General features: G+C 61.6%; 6 protein-coding genes, 2 tRNA genes and 3 rRNA genes. 2 read left to right on the plus strand and 9 right to left on the minus strand.

What is annotated here, in order from left to right:
- Positions 1-82: 82 nt before the first annotated feature.
- The 7 genes from ACWYRN_RS07085 to ACWYRN_RS07115 form a co-directional block, all read right to left on the minus strand.
- The gene (locus ACWYRN_RS07085; protein WP_488691768.1) at positions 83-1,333 is read right to left on the minus strand and encodes a sensor histidine kinase; all 1,251 of its coding nucleotides are present in this window, start codon (positions 1,331-1,333) and stop codon (positions 83-85) included.
- Positions 1,320-2,009: a response regulator transcription factor gene (locus tag ACWYRN_RS07090; protein ID WP_488691769.1), complete on the minus strand. Its 690-nt coding sequence runs from the start codon at positions 2,007-2,009 to the stop codon at positions 1,320-1,322. The genes ACWYRN_RS07085 and ACWYRN_RS07090 overlap by 14 nt, the downstream gene beginning before the upstream one ends.
- Positions 2,010-2,247: 238 nt before the next feature.
- A 5S ribosomal RNA gene (rrf, locus tag ACWYRN_RS07095) occupies positions 2,248-2,360 on the minus strand.
- Between the two features lie 126 nt (positions 2,361-2,486).
- Positions 2,487-5,362, minus strand: a 23S ribosomal RNA gene (locus ACWYRN_RS07100).
- Positions 5,363-5,591: 229 nt separating this feature from the next.
- Positions 5,592-5,667, minus strand: a tRNA-Ala gene (locus tag ACWYRN_RS07105).
- Positions 5,668-5,679: 12 nt separating this feature from the next.
- Positions 5,680-5,756: transfer RNA gene (locus ACWYRN_RS07110), tRNA-Ile, on the minus strand.
- Between the two features lie 77 nt (positions 5,757-5,833).
- Positions 5,834-7,362, minus strand: a 16S ribosomal RNA gene (locus tag ACWYRN_RS07115).
- Together the 16S, 23S and 5S rRNA genes with 2 tRNA genes alongside form the textbook arrangement of a ribosomal RNA operon.
- A 558-nt stretch (positions 7,363-7,920) precedes the next feature.
- Here ACWYRN_RS07115 and ACWYRN_RS07120 point away from each other — a divergent pair.
- Complete coding sequence (locus ACWYRN_RS07120; RefSeq protein WP_488691770.1) at positions 7,921-10,008, plus strand: TonB-dependent receptor family protein; 2,088 nt, start codon at positions 7,921-7,923, stop codon at positions 10,006-10,008.
- Here ACWYRN_RS07120 and ACWYRN_RS07125 read toward each other — a convergent pair.
- Together ACWYRN_RS07125 and ACWYRN_RS07130 are read right to left on the minus strand one after the other, a co-directional pair.
- On the minus strand, positions 9,983-11,533 hold the full coding sequence (locus tag ACWYRN_RS07125) for a DUF3482 domain-containing protein (RefSeq protein WP_488691771.1): 1,551 nt from the start codon (positions 11,531-11,533) through the stop codon (positions 9,983-9,985). The genes ACWYRN_RS07120 and ACWYRN_RS07125 overlap by 26 nt on opposite strands.
- Positions 11,530-13,107: a DUF2868 domain-containing protein gene (locus ACWYRN_RS07130; RefSeq protein WP_488691772.1), complete on the minus strand. Its 1,578-nt coding sequence runs from the start codon at positions 13,105-13,107 to the stop codon at positions 11,530-11,532. The genes ACWYRN_RS07125 and ACWYRN_RS07130 overlap by 4 nt, the downstream gene beginning before the upstream one ends.
- 382 nt (positions 13,108-13,489) lie before the next feature.
- Between ACWYRN_RS07130 and ACWYRN_RS07135 the strand changes: the two genes are divergently transcribed.
- Positions 13,490-15,496: a sigma-54-dependent Fis family transcriptional regulator gene (locus ACWYRN_RS07135; RefSeq protein ID WP_488691773.1), complete on the plus strand. Its 2,007-nt coding sequence runs from the start codon at positions 13,490-13,492 to the stop codon at positions 15,494-15,496.
- Positions 15,497-15,543: the final 47 nt, after the last annotated feature.

The following is a 15,543-nucleotide window of genomic DNA, read 5'->3' on the forward strand; positions in this document are numbered from 1 at the left end:
TCCGTGCATACATGGCGGCCGGGATCGGCCACGCTTGCATCAAGGATAGAAAACAGCGCGTCAGGCGCTGGTCAGCAGAACGTTAAGAACGTGTGAAATCGCTGGGGAAGCCGATGGTGAAGCGGCTGCCGCCGCCTGCGCGGTCTTCATACGTCAACGTGGCGCCGAGGTATTCGCAGATGCGGCGCACCAGCGACAGGCCGAGGCCGGTGCCGGCCGAACCTTTCGAGGGCACCGCTGCCGGCGTGCCGCCCGGCTGGCGCAGGGTCTCGCGTACCGCGTCCGGCAGGCCGGGGCCGGTGTCCTCGACAACGACCTGCCCCTGCTGGATTTGCACCAGCACCTCGCCGCGCTCGGTGTACTGGCAGGCGTTGCGCACCAGATTGCCGATGGCGGCGGCGCACAGTTCCGCCGGCGCCTGGATGGAAAAGGCCGGCCCGTCCTGGTAGCGCAGCGCGATCGGACGGTTGGCGACCAGGGGACGATAACGTTCGGCTTCGCGCGCGGCGATGGCATCGACCTGTACCGGCGGCAGGCGGCCCAGCTCGGGGGCGCGCGCCAGCAGGAGCAGCACGGTCACGCACTCGGCGGCTTCGTGCGCGGCGCGGTAGATGCGCTCGGCCGGTGCGCGGATGGCGTCGCTGTCGGCCTGGGTCATGAGGATCTCGGCGGCGCCCATGATCACGGTGAGCGGGCTGCGCAGCTCATGGCTGACGTCGCCCGTGAAGAAGCGTTCGCGGTCGAGGAAGGCGCGCAGCTCGGTGGTGTGGGCTTCGAGCGCGCGCGCCAGGATGCCGAGCTCGTCGCCGCGGCCGGTCAGCGGCAAGGTATTGCTGCCCTTGGCGACCGCTGTGGCAAGTTCGGTGATCGGATTGACGATGCGGCGCGCCAGGAAGCGGCCCAGCACGGCGGCGAACAGCATGATGCCGAGCAGGACCGCCGCGAACATCGAGTACACGACCAGCTCCACCTTTTCGTAGTCGCTTTCGTGGTCGACCACGATATACGGGCCACTGGCATCGGTCCCGGTCAGCACGTGCAAGCCGACGCCGTCGACGTCGACTTCGGACACGCCCTCCGGCAGGCCGCGCAGCGATTGCGGAATGTCGCCGCCACGGTGGAAGCGTAGGCCGGCAGGCATGTCGGTCGGCAGGCCTGCGGTCTGGCGTGGCGAAGCCCAGCGCGCCGCTTCGGCCAGGCGATTGTCGACCAGGTGCACCTCGATGCCTTCGATCGCCAGCGCCGCGATCGCCGCGATGAACAGCGACAGGATGATACTGAAGGAAACAAAGGCGACGACGATGCGCCGGCGCAGCGACTCAGCCGCGCGCATCGGGCAGCACCAGTCGGAAGCCGACGCCGGCCACCGTGCGCAGCATCGCGTGCGCGTAGGGTTTGTCGATCGCCTGCCGCAGCGCGTGGATGTGGGTGCGCAGGGCGTCGCTGTCGGGACGGTCCTCGCCCCACACCGCCTGCTCGAGCGTTTCGCGCGGCACGATGCGCGGCGCGGCGCTCATCAGGGTGCGCAGCAGGATGTAGCCGGTTTTGGTGAGCACCACGGGCTGGCCTTCGCGGCTCGCTTCCATGGTGTCGGGATCGAATACCAGGTCGCCGAAACGCAGCGTGTGGCTGACCGCATGCTGGCCCTCCGCGCGGCGCACCAGGGCTTTCAGGCGCACGTCGAGTTCGACCAGCGAGAAGGGTTTGATCAGGTAATCGTCGGCGCCGCTGTCGAAGCCGGCTACCTTGTCGCTCAGGCTATCGCGCGCGGTGAGCATCAGGACCGGCGTCGTGATGTTCAGTTCTTCGCGCAGCTTCTGGCATAGCTCGATGCCGTTCAGGCCGGGCAGACCGATATCGAGGACGATCACGTCGTAGGTGTGTTCCGAGACCAGCGCGAGTCCCGCATAGCCGTTGCGCGCCGAATCGAGAACATGGCCTTTCGGCTCCAGGAAACCATACAGGTTGGCCAGGATATCGGGGTGGTCTTCGACGATCAGGATGCGCATGTGCGTATTGTACGGCCAGCAAACTTTGGTAGGGTGGGTTCTCGAACCCACCACGTCACCGTTCGCATATCGGCGCCGTTTGAAACGCTCCCGCAAGGTTTTGTAGGGTGGGCACCTGTGCCCACGCTGTCTCATCGAACGATCATCGGCGCTGTCTGCAAACAATCACGTACGCAAAATGGACGCACCAAAGCAAAAAGCCCGCTAGCTTTCGCTAACGGGCTTTCGCATATAACTAGCCTGACGATAACCTACTTTCACACTGGTTGCAGCACTATCATCGGCGCAAAGTCGTTTCACGGTCCTGTTCGGGATGGGAAGGGGTGGGACCGACTTGCTATGGTCATCAGGCATGACTTGTACGAGCTTCGTTCGTGGTGAACGCGGCTCAGAATCTGGAGGAAGTAAAGTTCGGTAGTAACTGTCGTGTCAACAAACAGCACTGTAATCTCGATTTTCTATACCTGCTAAGGTTATAGGGACAAGCCGTACGGGCAATTAGTACTGGTTAGCTTAATGCATTACTGCACTTCCACACCCAGCCTATCAACGTCCTGGTCTCGAACGACCCTTCAAGGAGCTCAAGGCTCCGGGAAATCTCATCTCAAGGCAAGTTTCCCGCTTAGATGCTTTCAGCGGTTATCTCTTCCGAACTTAGCTACCCGGCAATGCCACTGGCGTGACAACCGGTACACCAGAGGTTCGTCCACTCCGGTCCTCTCGTACTAGGAGCAGCCCCCTTCAAATTTCCAACGCCCACGGCAGATAGGGACCAAACTGTCTCACGACGTTTTAAACCCAGCTCACGTACCACTTTAAATGGCGAACAGCCATACCCTTGGGACCGGCTACAGCCCCAGGATGTGATGAGCCGACATCGAGGTGCCAAACTCCCCCGTCGATATGAACTCTTGGGAGGAATCAGCCTGTTATCCCCAGAGTACCTTTTATCCGTTGAGCGATGGCCCTTCCATACAGAACCACCGGATCACTATGTCCTACTTTCGTACCTGCTCGACTTGTCGGTCTCGCAGTTAAGCACGCTTATGCCATTGCACTATTAGCACGATGTCCGACCGTACCTAGCGTACCTTCGAACTCCTCCGTTACACTTTAGGAGGAGACCGCCCCAGTCAAACTGCCTACCATGCACTGTCCCCGATCCGGATAACGGACCAAGGTTAGAACCTCAAACAAACCAGGGTGGTATTTCAAGGATGGCTCCACGAGAACTGGCGTCCCCGCTTCAAAGCCTCCCACCTATCCTACACAGATTGGTTCAAAGTCCAATGCAAAGCTACAGTAAAGGTTCATGGGGTCTTTCCGTCTAGCCGCGGGTAGATTGCATCATCACAAACATTTCAACTTCGCTGAGTCTCGGGAGGAGACAGTGTGGCCATCGTTACGCCATTCGTGCAGGTCGGAACTTACCCGACAAGGAATTTCGCTACCTTAGGACCGTTATAGTTACGGCCGCCGTTTACTGGGACTTCAATCAAGAGCTTGCACCCCATCATTTAATCTTCCAGCACCGGGCAGGCGTCACACCCTATACGTCCACTTTCGTGTTTGCAGAGTGCTGTGTTTTTATTAAACAGTCGCAGCCACCAGTTTATTGCAACCCTTTCACCCTTCCACAGTAAAGTGGTCAAGCTACCGGGGCGTACCTTTTCCCGAAGTTACGGTACCAATTTGCCGAGTTCCTTCTCCCGAGTTCTCTCAAGCGCCTTAGAATACTCATCTCGCCCACCTGTGTCGGTTTGCGGTACGGTCTCGTATGACTGAAGCTTAGAGGCTTTTCTTGGAACCACTTCCGATTGCTTCGTGGCGCATGGCCACACGTCCCAGTCCCTTGAATTACGTACCCGGATTTGCCTAAGTACCTTCTATGAACCAGAAACCAGCTATTCCAACAGCTGGACAACCTTCCGCGATCCGTCCCCCCATCGCATCATACGACGGTGCAGGAATATTAACCTGCTTCCCATCAGCTACGCATCTCTGCCTCGCCTTAGGGGCCGACTCACCCTGCTCCGATGAACGTTGAACAGGAAACCTTGGGCTTACGGCGTGCGGGCTTTTCACCCGCATTATCGCTACTCATGTCAGCATTCGCACTTCTGATACCTCCAGCATCCTTTACAAGACACCTTCGCAGGCTTACAGAACGCTCTCCTACCATATGTCCTAAGACATATCCGCAGCTTCGGTGACTGGCTTAGCCCCGTTACATCTTCCGCGCAGGACGACTCGATCAGTGAGCTATTACGCTTTCTTTAAATGGTGGCTGCTTCTAAGCCAACATCCTGACTGTTTTAGCCTTCCCACTTCGTTTTCCACTTAGCCAATCTTTGGGACCTTAGCTGGCGGTCTGGGTTGTTTCCCTCTTGACGCCGGACGTTAGCACCCGACGTCTGTCTCCCAAGCTCGCACTCATCGGTATTCGGAGTTTGCAATGGTTTGGTAAGTCGCAATGACCCCCTAGCCATAACAGTGCTCTACCCCCGATGGTGATACTTGAGGCACTACCTAAATAGTTTTCGGAGAGAACCAGCTATTTCCAAGTTTGTTTAGCCTTTCACCCCTACCCACAGCTCATCCCCTAATTTTTCAACATTAGTGGGTTCGGACCTCCAGGGCGTGTTACCGCACCTTCATCCTGGCCATGGGTAGATCACTTGGTTTCGGGTCTACACCCAGCGACTGTCGCCCTGTTCGGACTCGATTTCTCTACGGCTCCCCTATCCGGTTAACCTCGCCACTGAATGTAAGTCGCTGACCCATTATACAAAAGGTACGCCGTCACGGAACAAGTCCGCTCCGACTGTTTGTATGCACACGGTTTCAGGATCTATTTCACTCCCCTCCCGGGGTTCTTTTCGCCTTTCCCTCACGGTACTGGTTCACTATCGGTCGATTACGAGTATTTAGCCTTGGAGGATGGTCCCCCCATGTTCAGACAGGATTTCTCGTGTCCCGCCCTACTTGTCGTACGCTTAGTACCACCGGTCTGATTTCGTGTACGGGGCTATCACCCGCTATGGCGCCTGTTTCCAAAGGCTTCCACTATCAGTCCGACTATCACGTACAGGCTCTTCCCATTTCGCTCGCCACTACTTTGGGAATCTCGGTTGATTTCTTTTCCTGCAGCTACTTAGATGTTTCAGTTCGCCGCGTTCGCTTTGCATGCCTATGTATTCAGCATGCAATGACCTAAAAGGCCGGGTTTCCCCATTCGGAAATCTGCGGATCAAAGTGTGTTTGCTCACTCCCCGCAGCTTATCGCAAGCTACTACGTCCTTCATCGCCTGTAATCGCCAAGGCATCCACCATGTGCACTTATTCGCTTGTCCCTATAACGTTAGCCCCTGCTGACAACAGGGAGCGTTATAGAAATCAAGAGTACAGCTTAATTGCATGTTTGTTGATACTTGATTACTACCCTAAGTGTGCTCGCTCATCATTTCTGATTCGCTTACACGCTTAAAAAAACTTTACTTCTTCCAGATTGTTAAAGAACAGAACAACAGTGATCTCGAAAAGATCAAACCTAAACCGCACAGGCTTACGTTTGAACTTTAATGGTGGAGGATGACGGGATCGAACCGACGACCCCCTGCTTGCAAAGCAGGTGCTCTCCCAGCTGAGCTAATCCCCCATTGGGTATGACTGGTAGGGCTGGTTGGACTCGAACCAACGACCCCCGCGTTATCAACACGGTGCTCTAACCAGCTGAGCTACAGCCCCGAAACTGTGTTCTTCTTGTTCAACAGTCGATAAGTGCGGACGCTTGATGATGAGCGTTAGCTCCGGTGCTACTCTAGAAAGGAGGTGATCCAGCCGCACCTTCCGATACGGCTACCTTGTTACGACTTCACCCCAGTCACGAATCCTACCGTGGTAAGCGCCCTCCTTACGGTTAAGCTACCTACTTCTGGTAAAACCCGCTCCCATGGTGTGACGGGCGGTGTGTACAAGACCCGGGAACGTATTCACCGCGACATGCTGATCCGCGATTACTAGCGATTCCAACTTCACGCAGTCGAGTTGCAGACTGCGATCCGGACTACGATACACTTTCTGGGATTAGCTCCCCCTCGCGGGTTGGCGGCCCTCTGTATGTACCATTGTATGACGTGTGAAGCCCTACCCATAAGGGCCATGAGGACTTGACGTCATCCCCACCTTCCTCCGGTTTGTCACCGGCAGTCTCATTAGAGTGCTCTTGCGTAGCAACTAATGACAAGGGTTGCGCTCGTTGCGGGACTTAACCCAACATCTCACGACACGAGCTGACGACAGCCATGCAGCACCTGTGTTCAGGCTCCCTTTCGGGCACATCCAGATCTCTCCGGACTTCCTGACATGTCAAGGGTAGGTAAGGTTTTTCGCGTTGCATCGAATTAATCCACATCATCCACCGCTTGTGCGGGTCCCCGTCAATTCCTTTGAGTTTTAATCTTGCGACCGTACTCCCCAGGCGGTCTACTTCACGCGTTAGCTGCGTTACCAAGTTAATTAAAACCCGACAACTAGTAGACATCGTTTAGGGCGTGGACTACCAGGGTATCTAATCCTGTTTGCTCCCCACGCTTTCGTGCATGAGCGTCAATCTTGACCCAGGGGGCTGCCTTCGCCATCGGTGTTCCTCCACATCTCTACGCATTTCACTGCTACACGTGGAATTCTACCCCCCTCTGCCAGATTCAAGCCTTGCAGTCTCCATCGCAATTCCCAGGTTGAGCCCGGGGCTTTCACGACAGACTTACAAAACCGCCTGCGCACGCTTTACGCCCAGTAATTCCGATTAACGCTTGCACCCTACGTATTACCGCGGCTGCTGGCACGTAGTTAGCCGGTGCTTATTCTTCAGGTACCGTCATTAGCAAAGGATATTAGCCTCTACCGTTTCTTCCCTGACAAAAGAGCTTTACAACCCGAAGGCCTTCTTCACTCACGCGGCATTGCTGGATCAGGCTTGCGCCCATTGTCCAAAATTCCCCACTGCTGCCTCCCGTAGGAGTCTGGACCGTGTCTCAGTTCCAGTGTGGCTGGTCGTCCTCTCAGACCAGCTACTGATCGTCGCCTTGGTGAGCCTTTACCTCACCAACTAGCTAATCAGATATCGGCCGCTCCAGGAGCATGAGGTCTTGCGATCCCCCACTTTCATCCTTAGATCGTATGCGGTATTAGCGTAACTTTCGCTACGTTATCCCCCACTCTTGGGTACGTTCCGATATATTACTCACCCGTTCGCCACTCGCCGCCAGGTTGCCCCGCGCTGCCGTTCGACTTGCATGTGTAAAGCATGCCGCCAGCGTTCAATCTGAGCCAGGATCAAACTCTTCAGTTCAATCTCTGTAATGACTTTACGTCATAGTCGGACTGTTTTTAATCAGTCCTTACGCTTCCCATTGGGAAGCGTAAGCTCACTCAAAATACTGACCGTCATCCCATTGCTGAGATAACGTATTTCTTTTGTGCGAACATTTGATAATTTAAGTAATCAGCTGAACAAGTCAGCTGGCACCTTCATCAAACGCCCACACTTATCGACTGTTAATTGTTAAAGAACTTATTCGGTATTGCTTGCTGCGTTCCGACAAATCGTTTTGTTTGTCAGCAGCAGAGAAGTGAGATTATGCAGTGTTTCGTTTGCGTCGTCAACTTCTCTTTTTTACTGCGCCGCGTTTTCCGCGGTTCTCGCTACACCCGTCAACTACTTGATTTCGTTGTCGTTTTCGCGAGGGACCGAACTATAACAAAGCCTGCCGTGGCTGACAAGTGCCTTTCGCGGCAGTGCGGCAATCGCGGCGACGTTGTTCAGCCGGACATACTATGATTGCCAGCTCATCAACACACCACTTCTGCGATGCTTACCTGCCCTGCCCGCGTCAAACTTGTTCCGGCTATGCTGGCTTCCCTCACTGCGTCCGCCTTTGCCCAGGTTCCGGCCCAGCCGCAAACGCCGACCCAGGTCGTGGTCGTGACCGGCAGCCGTGCGGAGCAGGCCAGCTTCGACCTGCCCGCTGCGATCGATGTGGTCGATGCCGCGCGCATCCGCGACAACCAGCCGCGGGTCAATTTGTCGGAAGCGCTTGTTGCGGTTCCTGGTGTGGTGGTCCAGAACCGCCAGAACTATGCGCAGGACTTGCAGATCTCTTCGCGCGGCTTCGGCGCCCGCTCGGCCTTTGGCGTACGGGGAGTGCGCCTGATTACCGACGGGATTCCAGCGACCATGCCGGATGGCCAGGGCCAGGCCGCTACCTTCAACCTCGACATGGCGGAACGGATCGAAGTATTGCGCGGCCCCTTTTCTGCGCTGTACGGTAACCATTCCGGCGGCGTGGTGCAGCTCTTTACGCGCGATGCCAAAGGCCCACCGGAAATCGAATTCAGCGCGGTCGCAGGCAGCGACGGCATGCACAAGTTCGACCTGAATGCCGCGGGCCAGGCCAACGGCATCGGCTACGTGCTCGACGCCTCGCGTTTCGAGACCGATGGCTACCGCGCCCACAGCGCTGCCAAGCGCGAGCAAGGCTATGCCAAGCTGACCGTGCCGACTTCCCGCGACGGCAAGTTGACGGTCATTGCGAATTCGCTGCACCAGCGCGACACGCAGGATCCGCTTGGTATTACCTGGGCGACCTTCCAGCGCGACCCGCGTGCCGGCGAGATCGACACCAGCGACACCCTGTCGCCGCAGCGCACCTTTGCCGACCGCTACGACACACGCAAGAGCATCGACCACCAGCAGGCCGGCCTGCAGTGGCAGCAGAACTTCGGCGCCGACCGCCTGCAGCTGACCGTCTACGGCGGCAACCGCGAAGTCATCCAGTACCAGTCCTTCTCGCGCGCCTTCCAGGCGCCGGCCACCCACTCCGGCGGCGTGGTCGACTTCGACCGCGACTTCCATGGCGTCGACCTCAACTGGCGCGACGTACGCAGCCTGGCCGGCGGTACCCTGCGCACCACGCTGGGCCTGGAATACGCCAGCTCGAAGGATTCGCGCCAGGGCTACGAAAACTACGTGGGCGACCAGTTCGGCGTGCGTGGACGCCTGCGCCGCGACGAACAGAACGACCTGTCCAGCCTTGACCCGTATGTGCAGACGGAATGGGAAGGCGGCCAGTGGGTGCTGACTGCCGGGCTGCGCCGCACCTCCCTGGATGTGGACGTGACCGACGATTTCCTCGGCAACGGCAACGACAGCGGCGGCGTCGACTACAGCGGCACCGCCCCGGTGCTCGGTGTTCTCTATAAATTGACGCCGAACCTGAACGTGTATGCCAGCGCCGTGCGCGGCTTCGAAACGCCGACCCTGAACGAGCTGTTCTATTCAGGCAGCGGCAACGGCTTCAACTTCAACCTGCGCCCGAGCCGCAGCACCAACCTCGAGGCTGGCCTGAAGACCATGCTAGGTGCCGACACCCGTCTCGACCTGGCCCTGTTCCAGGTGCGTACCGATGGCGAACTGACCGTCGACGCCTCCAGTGGCGGACGCACCAGTTACCGGAATGCCGGCGAAACCCTGCGCCGCGGCGTGGAGCTTTCATTCGACACGCGCTTCGGCCCCGGCCTGAACGCGCGCGTTGCCGCCAGCGCGCTGCGCGCCGTGTACGAAGACGGCTTCGGGACTATCCCGGCCGGCAACCGCCTGCCCGGCGTACCGCGCGCCAGTTTGTACGGCGAACTCGGCTGGACAGCTGCCGACGGCAAACTGAACGCCGCGCTGGAAACCATCGCCACCGGCAAGGTGAACCCGGACGACGCCAATGCCGCCACGCCAGCACCCGGCTATGGCATCGTCAATGCACGCGTGCAGGCGCGCCAGGAAATGGGCGAATGGCGCTTCAAGCAGTTTGCACGCCTGAACAACCTGTTCGACCGCGATTACGTTGGTTCTGTGATCGTCGGCGACAGCAATCGCCGCTTCTACGAACCGGCGCCCGGCCGCAACTGGGTGCTGGGCGTCAGCGCGCAGTACCAGTTCCGCTGACAACACCGCTGTCGACACCGCTGACGACGCCGCTGTCGGCAGTGGTGTCGGGCCCAGCCGGCAGCGCGCCGAGCTTAACGCCGGGATACAGCTTGGCCAGGGTGGCGTCGGTTACCTGCGTCACCACCGGATTCACATGCTCCAGCGCCGCCTCGAGACTTGGAGCGGCACGCACGGCACGCCACAAGGCAGGCAAATCGCCGCCATGCGTCTTCAAGGCCTCCTCGACTTCCGCCTGCCAGAACGCCGGCGCCTCGCTGGCCACATAATTGCCGCGCCCCCGGCCAAAGTGGGCCACGGCCAGGTAGCGCAGCACCGCGCCCACCAGCAGCGTCTGCAGGAAGGCGTCGGCAAACTGCACCGCCGCCTCGTTGCGGTCGGCGCGCTGGTTGAAGCCCCAGGCGGCGCCAGCGGCCGTCAGTCCACCGACGAGCGCCCCGAGCAAGGCGCCGCCGCCGAGCGTAAGGCCGCCCGCCATCAGGTCGGCCGACAGCCCGGTGGCCGCGCCCGACACCACGGCGCCCAGCAGCCCGGCCTGGGCCTTGTCGACCGGCGCGCGTACGGCAAAGTTTTCGCGCACGCGAGCGTTGATCGCTTCCGCCTCGCCCGGATCGACCTTGTGCAGCACCAGCATGCGCATCGTCGTCTTGTTGATCTCCCCATTCAAGCGTTCGACCAGGGCCGCCATGGCCGCTTCCTGGCGCCGCTGCTCGTCCTTGCCCAGGCCGACGGCCTTGAGCGCGCTGCGCACCACGCCGCGCCCTTCCTCGGGTACGGGCTCGCTGTCGCGCACGGCGCTCGCAACCTGCTCGGCCGTCATGCGCAGGGCGCTGGCATAGCGCTGGCGGTTGCCGGCCTCCCATGCGGCGCGCAGGCGGAGGTAGCCGGCCTGCTTGCCCGGCTCGACCAGCGGCGCCACCGCTTCGTAGAACACATGCTCGTGCACCCAGCAACGTGCAAACGCGTCCAGCGCCAGCACTTCGCGTACCACGGGGAAGCGTGCCAGGTGCTGCTTCCACTGTTGCCCTTCCGCACTTTCTTGTGCGCCCGGGCGGGGTGGCCCCATTCCGTTGAGCAGCACGACCACCGGCTTGCCCAACCATTCGAGGATGTTCATCTCTGCTGGTAGATAGCCGGCGTCGCCCGGAGGTTCCGCTGAATTGACGAGGTAAAGCACGATATCCGCCTCATCCTTGGCCGCGCGCAAAGCCTGTTGACTCAGCCAGAACGGACGGTCGCGGTAGCGGTCGAATACTTCACGCAAGAACCAGCCAATCGGGTTGCCCGCCATGGCCAAGCGCTTGAGCAGGCGCACCGAATCGCCAAAGCCGGGGGTGTCCCACAGCAGCAGGGTGTCACCGGCGGGGCTGGTCAGCAAGGGATGGGCTTCCGCAAACGTGGTCACGTGGGCGGCGTCGCGCACTTCGCCCACGTCCACGCCGGTCATGGTGCGGGCCAGCGTGGTCTTGCCGTTATTCGTGTGCGATACCAGCGCGAACTGGATCTTGACTGGCGCTTCGTTCATCGCAGCTCCGGCAGGGCGAGGCCGGCGCCGAGTTCGATCGGGTGGCGCTCGGGTTGCAGGAGGTTCACCACCGTGGCGGCGGTGCCGTGGAAGCTGCAGAACTGGCGCCACAGGGCAATGCGTTCGGCGATGCGCGCCTCGGCGCCGCCCTGGCCGCCCGCACGCTCGAGCATGCCCGATTCGTCGAGCAGCACGGCCACGCCACGCTTGCTGTTGCGGGCAAGGTAATCGAGGAAGGCGCCGTGGTTTTCCTTTTCCGGCGTGGCGGCCAGGTTGAACAGCGCGGCGGTGACTGTGACGCCGGCTTCATCGAAGCGCGCATCTTGCAGGCCCGCCTGCAGCGCCTCCTTCGGCTCCTCGCCATACGGCACGGTGGGGCGCAGCAAAACGCGCGCCTGGGCGCCCAGCGCCATCGCGGCCACGGTCCACAAGCCGCGGTCGCGCGCTTCGTCGAGCGTGAAGCTGTAGGGCAGCACGCGCAGGACGGCCGGGGTGCCGGCGCCGATACTGTCGGCCAGCTTGCGGAAATAAGGGTGTTCGAGGTCGAGCGGGAAGCGCCGCGCCAGGCGCCGTGCGCGCAGGGCGGCGATGCTGGCTAACACGATGCGCGGCACGATCACCAGCAGCAGGATGGTGGCGCCATACAGGTGTACCCAGCGCTCACCGGCGCCGGCAGTACCGGCAACGGCGCCGGCCGTGCCGGACAAGGCCCCAGGCACTGCCGCCAGGCCCGGCACTGCACCAGTGGCCACGCCGGCGCCGGCCTGTACACCAAACTGCAGCGCCTCGATATCGGCCAGCGTGAACCCTTGCAGGAAGGGGAACACGGCCAGGGCCGGCGTGAACAGCCAGGACAGCAGGGTATGAACCTCGGTGGCGTCGAGGAAGGTGCTTTCCCAACCGGCCGCGTATTGGGTAAGCAGGCCGCGTGCGTACAGCGAGACGACGGCGCCAAGCGCGAACGCCGCCGCCGCCAAATGTACCGTGCGCGACAGGCGCAGCCGCGTCAGCGGTTCGCTCAATTGGGCCCACTCGGCCATGAAATTGCCCAGGCCCGTAGCCAGCGCCGCCGGCAGCTTGCGCGGCGCAGCCACTTTGCCCACGCTCAGGCGGCGCAGCAGGCCCGCGCCGGCCCAACCGGTCTTGCGGCCAGGAACCAGCGCCCACACCAGCAGCGCCACATACACGAGCAGGTTCCAGCCGACGATGAACAGGAGCGGCGCCGACAGCAGGTCGACCCGGTGCGGGTCGGCGATCCGGTCGAGCAGCGCGCCGGCAAACAGGGCCAGCAGCGGCAGGGCTGCCCAGAAACCGGGCAGGCCGAGGGCGCGCTTCTGGAAGGCGGCAAAGGCCGGCGTGCGCTCGGCCAGCCGCTTCAGGATCTGCTCCGAGCGCTGTTGCAGGAAATGCTCCTGCGTCACCGCGCTCTTGCTGTCGGATGCCTGCCAGGCCGCCAGCTCGCGCGCGCTGCGGCTCGCGTACTTGCGGTCGTCCTCGCTCAGCACGGCATGGCCGGCGTCGGCCGTTTCGATGGCGCGCACCAGCACGACGCGCCTTGCTACCTGTTCATTCATGCGGCTCCCATTTATTCGATTGGCAACACTCCCCCGTATTGTGCCGCAGATCGCGGGCAAGCCCCAGCACGGGCCGCAAGCGCGCCCACCTGGCGGCGAACGGCGCCCTGGCGCGCCTTCCCTCTCAAACCTGATAGCTTGCATTGCCGGCTTTTTGCGCGTGACCATCGATACTCGTCGATGTTCCCGCCGATCTGCCTGTTCCTGACGCCGGTCTGGCTTGTGCGAGGTAGGCAAGAATGCCTTCTGCGTGGGCATAAAATGACGGGACAATTCGCGTTGACACGGTGTATTCTGTAGCCGTATCGCTTGTGTTGAGTTGGTCGAGAACAGTCCAATAAAGTAACGGCGCATGACGCCAGTTACGGACCCAGGAGACAACATGTCGAGGTTTGCCGTTGAACACGTCAAGCGCGTCCGTTCGGTCGTCCAGGACCGGATCGGTACCGACCATTTGGGCACGGCCAACCGGATCACCCGGTCCTGGATCCGATGCCTGAACGATTACCAGCTCGACCCGGGCACCTGCGCCGAGCCCGAAGTCGTCGCCGCCAGCGAACTGCAGGAACGCCAGGCGCGCCTGGCCGATGTGCAGGCGGTCGCCAAGGTCGAAATGGCCAACCTCTACCAGCAGCTGGCCGGCTCCGGCTACGCCATCATGCTGACCGACCGCGAAGGCGTGCTGCTGAACTACTTCGGTGACCCTGCCTTTACCCATGCCGCCTCGAAGACCGGCCTGGCCCAGGGCGCGGTTTGGAGCGAACGGGTGCAGGGCACGAACGGCATGGGCACCTGCCTGGTCGAGCGGCGCCCGATCACCGTGCACCGCGACGAGCATTACCTGTCGCGCAACATCGGCCTGAGCTGCGCCGCCGCCCCGATCTTCGACCACGAGGGCGACCTGGTCGGCGTGCTCGACGCGTCCGGCGAATCGCGCCTGGCCCAGCAGCACACCCTGGCCCTGGTCTGCATGTCGGTGCAGATGATCGAGAACCGGGTCTTCCTGCATCAGTTCCGCCACGACTACATCCTGCGCTTTCATAACCGGCCCGAGTTCGTCGGCACCCTGCACGAAGGCGCGATCGCCCTGAGTACCGAAGGAAAGGTCTTGGCCGCCAGCCGCGGCGCCCTGTTCCAGCTCGGCTTTTCCGGCCCGGACGAAATCGCCGGGCGCGACATCGGCGAACTCTTCAACGTTACCTTCCCCGGCCTGGTCGACAGCAGCGTGCGGCGCGCCTTCCACCCGGTACCGATTTTCGAGGTGCGCAACAGCGCGCGCTTCTTCGCCGTGGTCTACCAGCCGGTCGCCACGAACGGCCTGCGGCGCGCGCCGCGCAGCCTGCCGGGCCATGGCGCCGGCCAGCAGGCCCCCACCGCGCTCGACACCGTGCAGTTCGGCGACCCGGTCATGGCCGGCCATGTCGCTACCGCGCGCCGCATCGCCGAGCGCAATGTCGCTACCGTGCTGCTCGGCGAAACCGGCACCGGCAAGGAAGTGTTCGCGCGCGCCATGCACCTGTCCGGGCCACGGGCATCCCGGCCTTTCGTGGCCATCAATTGCGCCTCGATCCCCGAGTCGCTGATCGAGAGCGAACTGTTCGGCTACCGTTCCGGTGCGTTTACCGGCGCCAGCAAGGATGGCCAGCGCGGCAAGCTGCTGCAGGCAAACGGCGGCACCCTCTTCCTCGACGAGATCGGCGACATGCCCTTCTCCCTGCAGGCGCGGCTCCTGCGCGTACTCGAGGAGCGCGAGGTGGTGCCGCTCGGCGGCGAGGCGCCGGTCAAGCTCGATATCCGCCTGATCAGCGCCACCCACTGCGACCTGGCGAAGAAAATCGCCGCCGGCGAGTTCCGCGAAGACCTGTATTACCGGCTGCAAGGCGTCACGCTGCGCCTGCCGCCGCTGCGCGAACGCGCCGACCGCCGCGCCCTGATTGCCTACCTGGCCGCCCAGGAAAGCGACGAAGGCAGCGTGGTGGAACTCGACGAGCCGCTGCTGGCGGCGCTGGAGCGCCTGCGCTGGCCCGGCAACGTGCGCCAGCTGCGTCACCTGCTGCGCAGCATGATCGCGCTGCGCGAGTCGGACAGTCTCGGCCTGCGCGACCTGCCGCCGGAATACCGGCTCGACCTCGACGACGCCGCTCCTGCGCTCCCCTTGGAGCCGGCTCCCGCCCTGGCAGCAGGCGTTTGCCCGGTCTCCGCCAGCGGCGCCGGGCAGGCCCTGACGGCGCTCGAAAGCGCGGAACGCGAGGTGCTGCTGCAGGCGCTGGACCGGCACGGCTGGAACATGAGCGGCGTGGCGCGCGAACTCAACATCAGCCGCAACACCCTGTACCGCAAGCTGCAGCGCCTGAACATCCAGCATCCCGACAAGGCGCTGTTCCACTGAGCGGGTGCGCGCCGCGTTGCCTCTCCTTCAACCTGTCCATGGAGACC

This window comes from Massilia sp. BAP21, from assembly GCF_057801335.1.